The sequence below is a fragment of the Nitrospira sp. KM1 genome, assembly GCF_011405515.1.
In the GTDB taxonomy this organism is placed as follows: Bacteria; Nitrospirota; Nitrospiria; order Nitrospirales; family Nitrospiraceae; genus Nitrospira_C.
Genome location: NZ_AP022671.1, coordinates 3,105,803 through 3,117,818, shown reverse-complemented (window position 1 = coordinate 3,117,818; position 12,016 = coordinate 3,105,803). Strand labels below are relative to the sequence as shown.

Annotated in this window: 13 protein-coding genes; 1 reads left to right on the top strand and 12 read right to left on the bottom strand. The window is 54.7% G+C overall.

Going from position 1 to position 12,016, the window contains the following annotated elements; genetic code table 11:
* The 6 genes from W02_RS14655 to W02_RS14630 all read right to left on the bottom strand — a co-directional run bounded on the left by W02_RS14655 (position 1) and on the right by W02_RS14630 (position 7,225).
* On the bottom strand, positions 1 to 942 hold the full coding sequence (locus tag W02_RS14655; RefSeq protein WP_173048975.1) for a ribose-phosphate pyrophosphokinase: 942 nt from the start codon (positions 940 to 942) through the stop codon (positions 1 to 3).
* A 203-nt stretch (positions 943 to 1,145) separates the two neighbouring features.
* Positions 1,146 to 2,069, bottom strand: coding sequence for a 4-(cytidine 5'-diphospho)-2-C-methyl-D-erythritol kinase (ispE, locus tag W02_RS14650; RefSeq protein ID WP_173048973.1), 924 nt, complete (start codon positions 2,067 to 2,069; stop codon positions 1,146 to 1,148).
* Positions 2,062 to 3,447, bottom strand: a complete 1,386-nt coding sequence (locus W02_RS14645; protein WP_173048971.1) for a sigma-54 dependent transcriptional regulator — start codon at positions 3,445 to 3,447, stop codon at positions 2,062 to 2,064. Before W02_RS14645 ends, ispE begins: the two co-directional genes overlap by 8 nt.
* Positions 3,432 to 5,120 (bottom strand): nitrogen regulation protein NR(II), encoded by a 1,689-nt coding sequence (locus W02_RS14640; RefSeq protein ID WP_173048969.1) that lies wholly within the window; start codon positions 5,118 to 5,120, stop codon positions 3,432 to 3,434. The genes W02_RS14645 and W02_RS14640 overlap by 16 nt, the downstream gene beginning before the upstream one ends.
* A gap of 203 nt (positions 5,121 to 5,323) precedes the next feature.
* Positions 5,324 to 6,538 carry a type II secretion system F family protein gene (locus W02_RS14635; protein ID WP_173048967.1) on the bottom strand — a complete coding sequence of 405 codons (1,215 nt, stop codon included), beginning with the start codon at positions 6,536 to 6,538 and terminating at the stop codon, positions 5,324 to 5,326.
* A gap of 150 nt (positions 6,539 to 6,688) precedes the next feature.
* Positions 6,689 to 7,225 carry a CDP-alcohol phosphatidyltransferase family protein gene (locus tag W02_RS14630; RefSeq protein WP_173048965.1) on the bottom strand — a complete coding sequence of 179 codons (537 nt, stop codon included), beginning with the start codon at positions 7,223 to 7,225 and terminating at the stop codon, positions 6,689 to 6,691.
* 151 nt (positions 7,226 to 7,376) lie between these two features.
* Here W02_RS14630 and W02_RS14625 point away from each other — a divergent pair, with 151 nt between their 5' ends.
* Complete coding sequence (locus W02_RS14625) at positions 7,377 to 7,694, top strand: hypothetical protein (RefSeq protein WP_173048963.1); 318 nt, start codon at positions 7,377 to 7,379, stop codon at positions 7,692 to 7,694.
* A 9-nt stretch (positions 7,695 to 7,703) separates the two neighbouring features.
* Here the strand turns inward: W02_RS14625 and W02_RS14620 are convergent, their stop codons facing one another.
* The 6 genes from W02_RS14620 to pgeF all read right to left on the bottom strand — a co-directional run bounded on the left by W02_RS14620 (position 7,704) and on the right by pgeF (position 11,917).
* Positions 7,704 to 8,828 (bottom strand): serine hydrolase, encoded by a 1,125-nt coding sequence (locus W02_RS14620; RefSeq protein ID WP_173048961.1) that lies wholly within the window; start codon positions 8,826 to 8,828, stop codon positions 7,704 to 7,706.
* Positions 8,829 to 8,900: 72 nt separating this feature from the next.
* A complete protein-coding gene (locus tag W02_RS14615) occupies positions 8,901 to 9,413 on the bottom strand; it encodes a DivIVA domain-containing protein (RefSeq protein WP_173048959.1) in 513 nt (170 codons plus the stop codon).
* Positions 9,414 to 9,432: 19 nt separating this feature from the next.
* On the bottom strand, positions 9,433 to 9,729 hold the full coding sequence (locus W02_RS14610; protein WP_173048957.1) for a YggT family protein: 297 nt from the start codon (positions 9,727 to 9,729) through the stop codon (positions 9,433 to 9,435).
* The gene (gene proC, locus W02_RS14605) at positions 9,729 to 10,541 is read right to left on the bottom strand and encodes a pyrroline-5-carboxylate reductase (RefSeq protein ID WP_173048955.1); all 813 of its coding nucleotides are present in this window, start codon (positions 10,539 to 10,541) and stop codon (positions 9,729 to 9,731) included. The genes W02_RS14610 and proC overlap by 1 nt, the downstream gene beginning before the upstream one ends.
* The gene (locus W02_RS14600) at positions 10,534 to 11,244 is read right to left on the bottom strand and encodes a YggS family pyridoxal phosphate-dependent enzyme (protein ID WP_173048953.1); all 711 of its coding nucleotides are present in this window, start codon (positions 11,242 to 11,244) and stop codon (positions 10,534 to 10,536) included. The genes proC and W02_RS14600 overlap by 8 nt, the downstream gene beginning before the upstream one ends.
* Before the next feature lie 46 nt (positions 11,245 to 11,290).
* Positions 11,291 to 11,917, bottom strand: coding sequence for a peptidoglycan editing factor PgeF (gene pgeF / locus W02_RS14595; protein ID WP_173048951.1), 627 nt, complete (start codon positions 11,915 to 11,917; stop codon positions 11,291 to 11,293).
* Between the last annotated feature and the right edge of the window lie 99 nt (positions 11,918 to 12,016).

The window sequence follows — 12,016 nt, the reverse complement described above, 5'->3', positions numbered from 1 at the left end:
CTATGCAAACAAGGAACTGACCGACTCGTCTTCATGAATGCGCCGGATCGCTTCGCCCAAGAGCGGGGCAACTGACAGTTGATGCAACTTAGGACAGACTTGCTCTTTCCCACGCATTGGAATTGTATTGGTGATGACGACCTGTCGGAGACAGGAGTTTTGGAGACGTTCGAGCGCAGGTCCCGAAAGGACCGCATGCGTACAGGCTGTCCAGACTTCACGAGCGCCTTTGTCAGCACAGGCCCGAGCGCCTTGCACGATCGTACCCGCTGTATCGATCATGTCGTCTAACAAGAGGGCGCTTTTCCCTTCGACATCACCGATGATATTCATGATCTGCGTCTGATTCGGCCCCTCACGCCGCTTGTCGATGATGGCTAAATTCGCCTGTAAGCGTTTCGCAAATGCCCTGGCACGCTCCACGCCTCCTGCATCCGGCGACACGACGACCAGGTCGGCCAATTTCTGTTTTGTGATGTAATCCAGTAGCACAGGCAAGGCGTAAAGATGGTCCACGGGAACATTGAAAAACCCCTGAATCTGTCCTGCGTGCAAATCCATCGTCAGCACACGATCCGTACCGGCGGTACTGATCAGATCGGCCACCAGCTTGGCCGAAATCGGTACTCGAGGCTGGTCTTTACGGTCCTGTCTGGCGTAACCGAAGTAAGGAATGACCGCCGTGATGCGGTTGGCCGATGAGCGCTTAAGTGCATCGATCATGATCAATAATTCCATGAGCGAATCATTGACCGGCTCACAGGACGATTGAACAACGAAAACGTCGGCCCCACGCACATTTTCTTCGATCTTGATCCGAATTTCGCCGTCGCTGAATGACGACACGGTCGCCTCACCAAGTTTGACGCCGAGATAGGCGCAAATCTCATGAGCGAGGGCCGGATTCGCGTTGCCAGAGAAAATCATCAATTCTCTGCTCATCGATCCCTCAAACGGACATCCGGGCGGCCCGGAACGGTCCAAATTTCGTACGTGGTTCGTCTCGACGGCGGGCGTCGGTGGGCGTACTCTCGAACCCGCCTACCTCTATTCGCTGCGCGCTGTTGAGGAAGCCAACTGAGGGATTGAAATGTAGCGGAAATGCTGAGGCCTTGTCAACCGAGAGACACGAAGACTCTGCAGCTTTAGGGAACGATACGCGGCCCGGAACAGGTCTGCACGACAAATGTTTGTATCTTCTTAAGACCATCGAAGTGCTTACGGGCCAATTTTGCCGCAACTTCATGGCGAAATATCCCAAAAACGGTTGCCCCGCTTCCGGATAACAGCGCCATTTCCGCTCCCTGATCTCTCAATGCTTGAGTGAGCTCTTTTAAAATTCCATGCTTGGCATATACAGGGCCTTCGAAATCATTTTCACTGTCTTGAGCCAGTTGATCCCATGTCACATGTTCAGCATCGTAGGGGCGCGGAGGATGCCACGATGCAGGATTCACAGAAGATCTTGATGCCGCCAATTGTGCGTAGGCCCATCTGGTCTCAATTCCAAACCCTGGATTCACTAGCACCACCCACCTTGGTCCTTCAATATTGACTGGTCGAACCTTCTCTCCTCGTCCGGACACGACGGCTGACGGGCCAAAGAGGAAAAACGGCACGTCGCTACCGAGAGGCTCGCCCATTGCCGCCATTTCCTCGCGTGACCAGTGCATGTTCAACAGCCGGTTGAGTCCAATTAGGGTGGCTGCAGCATCACTGCTACCACCGCCGAGACCCGCACCCATTGGAATACGTTTTGAAAGTTTAATCTCCAGACCAGTCGATCGTCGAGACCGGCCTATCGCTGCGGAAGCAGCCCGATACACGAGATTCGTATGATCCGAAGCCAGCTGTTCCGTATCACAGTGGAGACGAATGTCGTGTCGTCCCGGCAGGAGACGCATCTGGACCTCATCTTCGAGCCCCACCGTCTGCATGACGGACCAGAGATTATGGTAACCGTCTGGACGGCGGTCCAGAATGCGCAGTATCGGATTGATTTTGGCGGGAGCGGCGACTGTGACAATATCCTGTGGCGTGGGATCCGAGGCTGGAAAACTTTTAGTCACGGCCTCCTTTTATAGCATACTTCTCCAGCCGGTATCGAAACGAGCGTGTATTGAGCCGCAATAGCCGCGCGGCTTTCTTCTTGACCCACTTGGTGCGTTCAAGGGCCTTTAGAAGCAGATCCTTTTCAATACCGTTGATCAATACCTCGAGATCCAACCCGTCTTCGGGGAGATCGGTTGGTGTCCCTTGAGGCGACGGAGGGGCGACGGCATGATGCAACCAGCTTTGAATATCAGCTCCGGAAACGTCCTTTCCCGAACAGAATGCCACTACGCGCTCGATCAGGTTCTCCAATTCACGTACATTTCCACGCCATTCATGACCGAGGAGGACTTGCACGGCGTCTTGCGTCAATGATGGAGCCGACCTTCCGCCCTCCTTCGCGAACTTCTCCAGGAAATGTTTGGCCAGGAGCGGAATATCTCCCGTTCGGAGTCGCAACGGTGGAAGCCGGATGGGAATGACATCGAGACGATAATACAGATCCTCACGAAACGATCCATCCGCCACAGCCTTCTCCAATTCCCGATTCGTGGCGGCGATCACGCGGACATCGACCTTCATATCCTGATTGCCGCCCACACGGCGGAACTCCCGCTCTTGGATCACTCGCAGGAGCTTTACCTGAATGGTCGGTGTCGTATCGCCGATTTCATCGAGGAAAATTGTGCCTCCGTTCGCAACCTCGAACAGACCGGCCTTATTGGCCACAGCGCCGGTAAATGACCCTTTTACGTGGCCGAAGAGTTCGCTCTCGAGGAGCGTCTCGGGAACCGCACTGCAATTCACAGCCACGAATGGCATCGGGCTTCGCGCGCTGTTGTAGTGGATGGCACGGGCGATCAATTCTTTTCCCGTTCCGCTTTCGCCGCAGATCAACACGTTGCTTTTCGCGTCCGCGACTTTTCTGACCACGTCGAAGACTTTCTTCATGGCATCGCTCTGACCCACGATCTGCGCGAACGATGACTGACTGGCGATCTCGCGTTTGAGGAGAATGTTCTCGGTCGTCAGGCGTCGTTTTTCGAGCGCATTCCGAACGATGAGCTGCACTTCATCGACTTGGAACGGCTTAGTCAGATAGTCATAGGCTCCCTGCTTCATGGCCTCGACGGCAGAGTCGGCCGTGGCAAACGCGGTGACCACCAGCACTACGGTTTCTGGAGAGTTCGACTTGACTGCTTTGAGGACGTCCATGCCGTCCGCCCTTGGCATTCGAAGGTCGGTAATCACGAGATCGAAGATGTCCTTATTGATCTGTCCAATGGCTTCTTCTCCGTCGGAAGCTTCCGTTACGGCATATCCCGCACGCTTAAGCATGATGCTCATGACCTCGCGAAGGCTTTGCTCATCGTCAACGACTAAGATCTTTTCCACGGCGTCCGTCCTTCGTGCCACAGCCGTACGCCGCCGTGACCGGAGCGCGGCAGGCACACCACAAACTGAGTTCCCTGTTGCTGATCACTCTCCACTTTAATCCATCCATCATGGAGATCCACAATCCGATGCACGGCGGCTAGTCCAAGTCCCGATCCATACTTCTTCGTGGTGAAGAACGGGAGAAAGATCTTGTCGAGATTCTGTATCGCAATCCCTTCCCCCTGATCGTGGAAACTGATTTCGATGACGTCGCCTTTGCGGCCGTTCACATCGATGTGTCGACGTCCCGTCCCAATCGCCAATTGCCCCCCGTTCGGCATGGCTTCAAAGGCGTTCGTCGCGAGATTCCAGAACACTTGCCGGATTTGATCTTGATCTACCTGGACCGGAAGCGGTTCGGTTGCCAGTGCGGTCGCGATGGTCAGCTTCGGCCGGGCTCGAGCCTCATGCTGTACCAGATCAAGAGTCTCGGCAAGCACTTTGTTAATATCGTGCTCGGCGAGGTTGAGGGCCGGAGGACGTGCATACTGCAAGAACTCCGTGATGATCGTGTCGAGCCGTGTCGCTTCTCGAATGGCAATGTCCATAAGTCGGCGGTCCGTTTCATCCACCCCGCTCTTTCTCAACATTTGCATCGCTCCCGCCAACGCGCCCAGCGGATTACGGATCTCATGGGCCATTCCGGCGGACATTTCTCCGAGATTCGCGAGCCACTCCTTTCTGCGCATTTCTTCTTCGAGATCTCTCATTTCTGTCAAATCCTTGAACACTCCGACAAGGCCATCTTCATTATCCTGTTGGTGAAGTGGCGACAGCGTCATGCCCAAGACAAGTCGATCGCCATCCGCCCGTTTACACTCGACCTCGAAACGGATCATGCCTGGTTGCGAGGTCACGTCGTCAGCTGAGTTGTTGGGGTGCCAATTGAAGACTTCGCGCCACGGACGCCCGATCACCTTGGCGAGGTCGTGACCCGTGGCTTCTTGAGCAGCGGGATTGAATGACGTAATGGCTCCCTGTGCATCCGCGGTAAAGACTCCGCTGCTGATGCTACGGACGATGTTTTCGTGAAACGCCTGCAGGATGGTTAAGCCCATCTCCTTCTCGCGTAAGGATCTGCCTGTCTCCTGCAATTGATCCGCTAATGTTTCACCGAGGAGACCCACGACCAACAGCGCAAGGGTATAGGCTCCGAAAGATTGAAACGTCTCGGGAAACGTCAGATGGCTTTGAGGCAACCATCCGAATCTCTCTACCAACCCATACAATTGCAGGTTGGTGACCGTGCCAAAGAGAATAATGCATCCGCAGGCCGCCAGCAGTCCCGTGCGTCGCCGAGGGACAAGACTTGCCGCGGTTACCGTGACGATGTAGAGAACTGCGAACGGACTTTCGACCCCGCCCGTGCGGGCCACCAAGATGGTCTCGAGCAAACAATCTATGCCGACTTGCATCCAGAAGAACGTTGTGAGTGCAGGACCAGATTGTAAACGAGGGAGCAGAAGCGCGGAGGGAATGGTCAGCGCGTAGGTACTGATAATCAGCACATAGAAGGTCTGTTCTTGCTCGCCCCTCGTCGCCTGAAAAACCAGAGAGAGTCCCAGCATGAGGGTCACAATCGTGACCCGAATGACCATCAAAGAGCGTACCCGAGAACGAAATTCATCCATACAGGTCCGAATTCATTTCACATCGCCACGAGCAGGCGCCCTCGCATGAGCGCGACCCGCACGGGGACAACAATCCGAACAACCAGCGACATGCGACCGCAACCCGGGATGAGAGGAATTGACAATGAGGCGGGAACTCAACACTCCGCAAGACCCAAGACACGGCGACCACCTTGTCCCGGGCCGTTGTGTGTAAGAGGCTGTTAGCCAATCGCTGAAGCCATCTTGAAAATGGGCAGGTACATGGCGATCACGATGAAGCCGATCACGACACCGAGAAAGACCATCATCATCGGTTCAAGCAATGACGTGAGAGACGCAACGGCCTGATCGACTTCATCCTCATAGAAGTCAGCGATCTTTCCAAGCATGGCGTCCAGTGCGCCGGTCGACTCGCCCACCGCAATCATGTGTGTCACCATTTTGGGGAATACCTGACTCGCCGCCAGAGGATCGGCAATCGTTTTCCCTCCGCTGATGCTCACTCGGGCATTCAGCAACGTTTCTTCAATGACCTTGTTGCCGGATGTTTTTGCACAGATGGATAGACCATCGAGCAAGGGCACCCCGCTCGACAAGAGCGTGCCGAGGGTACGGGTGAATTTCGCAACCGATGCTTTGCGAACCAAGTCGCCCACAACAGGCAACTTGAGCAGTAAGCGGTCGATAGCCATTCTTCCCTTTGGAGTCGCGTAATATTTCTTGACGGCAAACACAACACCGAAGATGCATCCGACGCCGATGTACCAGAACGATTGAAACGCATTGCTGATATCAATGACGACCTGTGTAGGACCCGGAAGCCCAACCTTTCCAGATGACAACTCGTCGAACATTTTGGCAAAGATCGGGATGACCCAAATCATCAGCACAGTGATCACGACTCCTGCGACTCCGAGAATGGCAGCCGGATAAATCATGGCAGATTTGATCTGCCCCTTAAGCTTCATCGCTTTTTCGATGTGCTTCGCCAATCGGGTCAGGATGGTATCCAGCAGGCCGCCGACTTCCCCCGCGTGCACCATGTTGACATATAAATCGTCAAATACCTTCGGATGCCTGCGAAGAGCATCGGAGAATGTCGAACCAGCCTCGACTTGTGTCCGGACTTCGCCTACGGATTCTCGAAGGGTCTTATTCTCGGATTGGGTGGAAAGAATCTCCAGACACTGGACCAGCGGAAGGCCGGCATTGATCATCGTTCCAAACTGGCGAGTAAAAACCACAAGATCCTTGTCCGTCAAACCCGAGCCAAGGCTCAGGGACAACTTACTTTTTCCAGATTTTTCATCAAGGCTGGTGACGACGATACTCTGCTTTCGAAGCTGATCGACTGCCTCGTCTCTCGTCTTGGCAGTCAGTTCCCCTTTCTTCACGGCGCCAGAGCGGGAACGGCCCACGTATGCAAATGTCGCCATAATCAAGACTCCGCTAGACAAATGCCGAGTATCGGACCGGTGAGTGCAATGCTTACCTGGCGAGTCTACGTTCGACCTCAAAACCTGTCAAACAAATGCACAAACTGTGCGGAGCAGAAGAGGAGGAAATACTTCCATTCAGAAGCGTACTTACAGCACTGCAGTCCCAGTGCGTTGATATCCTCTGTAGAGATAATGAAAGCCCGAGAGAAGAGTAAACGTGACCATGCCAAACAGGAGAGGATACAGAATGGTTAGATCCGTATTTCGGGAACTCAGAAAAATGACCAAGATCACATACGACAGTTGAAGAAATGTTGTACCCTTTCCCAAAAAGGTCGGAGTGATGTCGATCTTGAACTCACTCAACTCTGCGACTGCCGTTCCTAGAAGAAGCATGACGTCGCGACTGACCACCACGATCGTCACCCATGAGGGAATCACATGTATGATCGAAAGTGTGATAAACCCGGAAGTCAGAAGGAGTTTATCTGCAAGGGGATCCAAAAAGGCTCCTAGCCGGGTTTTTTGATTCGCCGCGCGCGCTATCGTGCCGTCCAATGCATCGGTGATCCCGGCAATGAGCAGGACAATGAGCGCTTGATCGAAATGCCCGTAGACCAGCAATCCGATATACACAGGAATGAGGAGGATACGGAGCAGCGTTAGGCTGTTCGGGATATTCATGCCAGTCAGGAGATCAGGAGAATCCTTACCGGGCAATGGAGCGGTGATGATAGGAGGGGGCTTGAAGTCTTGTCAACGTCTTGCGAAGACCGTCACACCTCCCCTATACTGGCGGCTCGGCATCGGATCGGCGCGGTCATTCGGAGGAGTCATGAGTTCTCTGTCATCGCTGTTTAAAAAGGAAGGCCTCGTCGAAAAACATCAGATCGAAGGAGTCGATCCAAGTGACCGCTACTTCAATCGTGCCATACTGGTGAATCGAACCCCGTCTGGATATTCGGCAAAGGTCATGTATGAAGCATTGACGGTCGAAGGACAGTCTTACCCCACAGTCGCTTCAGCCGTGAGGGAGCTTGTAGCTAAACTCCACCCGTTGGGGTTTAGTAAGATGCGCACGAGACTGAATTTTCGAGGCACGAAATATCTGGCCGAAAAAGAAACGTGGATCGACTACCAAGACCCCGCCTAGATCGCTCGTTCACGTTGCACATTCCTGCATAATGAGATCATGAATTCGAGGTCGGAACGTCCGGATCTTATTGTTGTCATGACCTAGATGCACGCGATTGGACAGGAGCACCACTTCGATACGTTTCACCGGGTCAATCCAGAGCGAAGTTCCCGTATATCCCAAATGCCCGAATGATTGCTCGGAAAAATACTGCCCGGATGAGGAATCCTTCGATGGTGTATCCCATCCAAGCGCCCAGCTCGAATTCGAAATATTCTGATGAGCAACCCACTGCCTCACGAGTGAATGCTCAAGCCGGCATCCGGTCGAATGGTAAGCCTTCAGCCATGCACCTGAAATCGCAAGCACGGACTCGGCAGTTCCAAAAAGCCCCGCATGCCCAGCGACTCCTCGCATCGCAGCCGCGTTCTCATCGTGTACTTCGTGGCGTGTGACTCCGTCTCTCCAAGCATTTGATTCCGTCGGCGCAATCCTCATGGCAGTCTTCTCTCCACCGCCAAGCTGTGAAGAGAATTTCGTGGTTGGACGGTAACCCAGGAGAGGAGCTCCAAATGGCATCGCGACTGCGTCGTCGAACCAGCGGTCGAGCGGCAAGCCAGTCGTGTGTTCGATCATCAATCCCAGGAGAATAAATCCTAGGTCGCTGTACAGACTTTTAGATCCTCTCGGATAAATTAGCGGTTCATTCCGGAGGATTGTCTCAAGGGAATTGCGCAACATGTCCGAGTGAAGGGGAGCGACACCCGGCCCCATCTGGGCTAGCCGCTCGTAGATCGGTCTCCAACCCGGCAAGCCTGAACTATGCGTGAGAAGATCTCTTACCGTGGCGGTCCCGATTGCGCTGCCTTGGAACGACTGAAGTACTTCCTCGACCGATGTTTCCAGCGAACATCTCCCCTGCTGAAAGAGCAATAGCAACGATGTAACCGTTGCCAGGGGCTTCGTGAGCGAGGCGAGATCGTAAATCGTCGACTCGGTTACTGGCGAACTTTCAGGGTCACAGGTCAAGCGACCGACAGGCAAGATGAATCGCTCCTGACCGCCCGCACGGACAGCCAGCACGGCGCCGGGGAATACTCCGTCATGAACGGCCTCCTGCAAGGCCGTCCGGATTATGTGCGGTGACACCATATTCTTTTGGAGGAAAATCCCAAGAACAACTGGGGACAGAATCACGCCCAAACGTACCGAACTGTGCCGCCCCTAGAGCGCGGCGCTCGACTCTCCCTCGAGGTTATCCTCAACGGTCGATGGATTGTCGGAAAACGCTTCCTGCTCTTCCACTTCCAACATGCGTTCAAACGTTCGCAAAGTCGCCCGCAGGCGCTCCACCATCAGCAACCGCTGCTTTTGGAGAGACGCCAGATCCCTCTGAGTATCGTTCATCTCCATACGGACTTTGCGAATCATCTCACCGGCTTTCAGCTCTGCCTCTTTCAGTATCAGATCCGATTCACGATGGGCACTTCGCTTGACATCCTCTGCGAGCGACTGAGCCGAAACAAGCGTGTTCGACAACGTGACTTCGGTTCGCTTGAGTTCGGACACTTGCTGCTCAAGGAAGGAAATTTTCTCCCGCTGGACGGCATTATCTCGGTTCAACATCTCAACCGTTTCCGCGATCTCTTCGAGGAACCGATTCACCTCTTCCTTATCATAGCCGCGAAAGCTCGCCTTGAAGACCATCTGCTGGATGTCGAGCGGTGTAATTCTCATGGCATCCCCCTTGGACGAATCAATTCATGCGGACAGCGATGTCGCGCAAGGTTTGCACTACCGCGACTTGCAAAAACGTGATCGCCAATATGGCCACGATGGGCGAGATGTCGAATCCGATGCGCCACCCAACAAATCGACGGATCGGCGCGAGAACCGGCTCGGTAACCCGTTCAAGGAATTGCACGATCGGGTTCCATGGATCGGGATTCACCCACGATATCAAGGCACGCGCAATGATGATCCACATATAGAGCCAGAGGACCGTGTCTAAAACAGTGGCAAAACCCTGCAAGATATTTCCTCCTATGAACATCAGCGTCCCAGTTCTCGTGATCGCCTCGTCGCGGCCTCAACCGCACCCATCAGTGTAGCACGGAACCTTCCCTGTTCAAGTTGATGGAGTCCCGCCATCGTCGTTCCTCCCGGCGAGGCGACCCGATCCTTCAGCTTTGCGGGATGCTCACCGGATTCGAGCACCATCCGTGCTGCGCCGAGCACCGTCTGGGCGGCCAGGATTTCCGCGGTTTGACGGGGGAGCCCCACTTTCACTCCTCCGTCAGCCAATGCCTCGATCGCCTGGAACACATAGGCTGGGCCGCTTCCGCTGAGTCCGGTGACCGCATCCATCAGATGCTCTTCGACGGAAATGACGCGTCCGACGGCCGTAAACATGGCTCTGACCTGTTCCACGTCATCGGAGGACACATTCGGACCATAAGCCAGAGCCGTCATACCCTCTCGTACGAGCGCGGGAGTGTTGGGCATCGCCCTAATGATTCGTGCTCCCGGAGAGTGATCCGCGATGTTCGCAATGGATGTCCCGGCCACGATTGACACGACTATTCGACCCGATAAGTCTCTTTCAAGCTCTTTGAGCAGCCGTTCCACCTGCTGAGGCTTCACCGCCAAGACAACGATGCTCGCCCACTGGACAGCAGGGAGATTGTCCGCACCGACGCGAATACCGAACTCACTTTTCAGCCGATCTCGCCGTGCCGTCACGGGATCTGTCGCCCAAATGGCCTCGGCACTCCGTACGTCCCCCGCAAGCAACCCGCCAATGATTGCCTCCGCCATCTGGCCACCGCCCATGAAGGCTACGGTATCGGACCTCTGTTCAGGCATCACGTTCTCCGAAAATCGCTCTGCCAAGCCGCACCAGAGTCGCTCCTTCTTCAATTGCGACGACAAAGTCGTCGGACATGCCCATTGACAATTCGCCCATGCTGACGTCCCCGATCGACTGTCGGGACAGGCTATGTGCCAATTCGCGCAATCGACGGAAATATGGCCTTGAGTGTCCCGGCACAGTAGCTAGTGGCGGAATCATCATCAACCCTTTCACTCGCACATGCGCCAGCCCCCCCATTTGCGGCAGCACCCGTTCGAGGTGGTCCGCATAGAAGCCGCCTTTGGACGGTTCCTCACCGAGATTTACCTCCAACAAGATATCCTGCCGGATGCCAGCGAACCCGGCACGTTTGTCGATTTCTTGAGCGAGGTCAAGGCTGTCTACGGAGTGGATCACGTCAAATACCCCGACAACTGCCCGCACCTTCCGGCGTTGTAATCGGCCGATAAAATGCCAACGAACCGGCGTATTCTGCAAGGCCTCGATTTTGGGAAGCGCTTCCTGAAGGCGATTTTCACCGGCCAGGTTCAAACCGACACCGATGGCTTCCCTGAGCCTTTCGATCGAAACACCCTTCGTGGCGGCAACCAGTCGGACGGCCTGCGGATCCCGGCCCGATTGTGAAGCGGCCGATTGAATTCTGTCTCGCACCATCCCGATCCGATCGCTGATCGAGAATCCAGGCAATTGGCTCATGGGTGAAGGGACATTTCGCTACAGCCTTCAACTCTTTGCGCGATGACTATGCTTGCGCGATCAGGCTGATACCACTGAGCATCGTTCCATTGACGCGCCCTTCCCTTCGGTACGAGTAGAAGAGTTCCTCATGACAAATCGTACAAAGGTTGACGCTCGTTACATGATGGTGCTCGATGCCATAGTGGTACAGTTGCATCCTGACGAAGGCTTTGAGATCGAAATGCGTCTTCTTTCCCATATCGTTGCGCACCACTTGCTCCCATCCTGAGAATGTGCTCCGTAATGGGTTCAACACCGCATCGTCCACTTCATAGCAGCATGGACCGGCGGACGGTCCAATGCTTACCCTAAGATCCCCGCGTTCGATCTGAAAATGGTTCGACAATCGATCGAGCGTCTTTGGAAGTATTCCACTAACCGCTCCTCGCCAACCTGCGTGGATGGCGGCCACGGCTCGTTTCCTCCGATCATAGACCAAGACCGGCACACAATCCGCCGTTCTCACCGCCACAGTGAGTCCCGGCTGATTGGTAATCAGCGCATCCCATCCCTCTTCAAAGCGGTCCGACTCGCCAATTGGATGATCCACCACCAAGACATCCGTTCCATGTACTTGTCTGACCGACAGAAGCCAGTTTTTGGTCCTTCCCATGGCCGTACGCGTCGGCATGCCCACACTCAGAGGACGTGACCCGCCATCGTCCTTCGTGCCAAAAAAATGCCGGACCCCTTCACGTGCCGACGCGAAGGCTGGAACCGTGATCACAGA

Bases quoted from the DNA above. Each gene is read 5' to 3' on its own strand.
- W02_RS14655 (WP_173048975.1), bottom strand. From the start codon at position 942: ATGAGCAGAGAATTGATGATTTTCTCTGGCAACGCGAATCCGGCCCTC.
- W02_RS14640 (WP_173048969.1), bottom strand. From the start codon at position 5,120: ATGGATGAATTTCGTTCTCGGGTACGCTCTTTGATGGTCATTCGGGTC.
- W02_RS14635 (WP_173048967.1), bottom strand. From the start codon at position 6,538: ATGGCGACATTTGCATACGTGGGCCGTTCCCGCTCTGGCGCCGTGAAG.
- W02_RS14630 (WP_173048965.1), bottom strand. From the start codon at position 7,225: ATGAATATCCCGAACAGCCTAACGCTGCTCCGTATCCTCCTCATTCCT.
- W02_RS14625 (WP_173048963.1), top strand. From the start codon at position 7,377: ATGAGTTCTCTGTCATCGCTGTTTAAAAAGGAAGGCCTCGTCGAAAAA.
- W02_RS14620 (WP_173048961.1), bottom strand. From the start codon at position 8,828: ATGGTGTCACCGCACATAATCCGGACGGCCTTGCAGGAGGCCGTTCAT.
- W02_RS14615 (WP_173048959.1), bottom strand. From the start codon at position 9,413: ATGAGAATTACACCGCTCGACATCCAGCAGATGGTCTTCAAGGCGAGC.
- W02_RS14610 (WP_173048957.1), bottom strand. From the start codon at position 9,729: ATGTTCATAGGAGGAAATATCTTGCAGGGTTTTGCCACTGTTTTAGAC.
- proC (WP_173048955.1), bottom strand. From the start codon at position 10,541: ATGCCTGAACAGAGGTCCGATACCGTAGCCTTCATGGGCGGTGGCCAG.
- W02_RS14600 (WP_173048953.1), bottom strand. From the start codon at position 11,244: ATGAGCCAATTGCCTGGATTCTCGATCAGCGATCGGATCGGGATGGTG.
- pgeF (WP_173048951.1), bottom strand. From the start codon at position 11,917: ATGCCGACGCGTACGGCCATGGGAAGGACCAAAAACTGGCTTCTGTCG.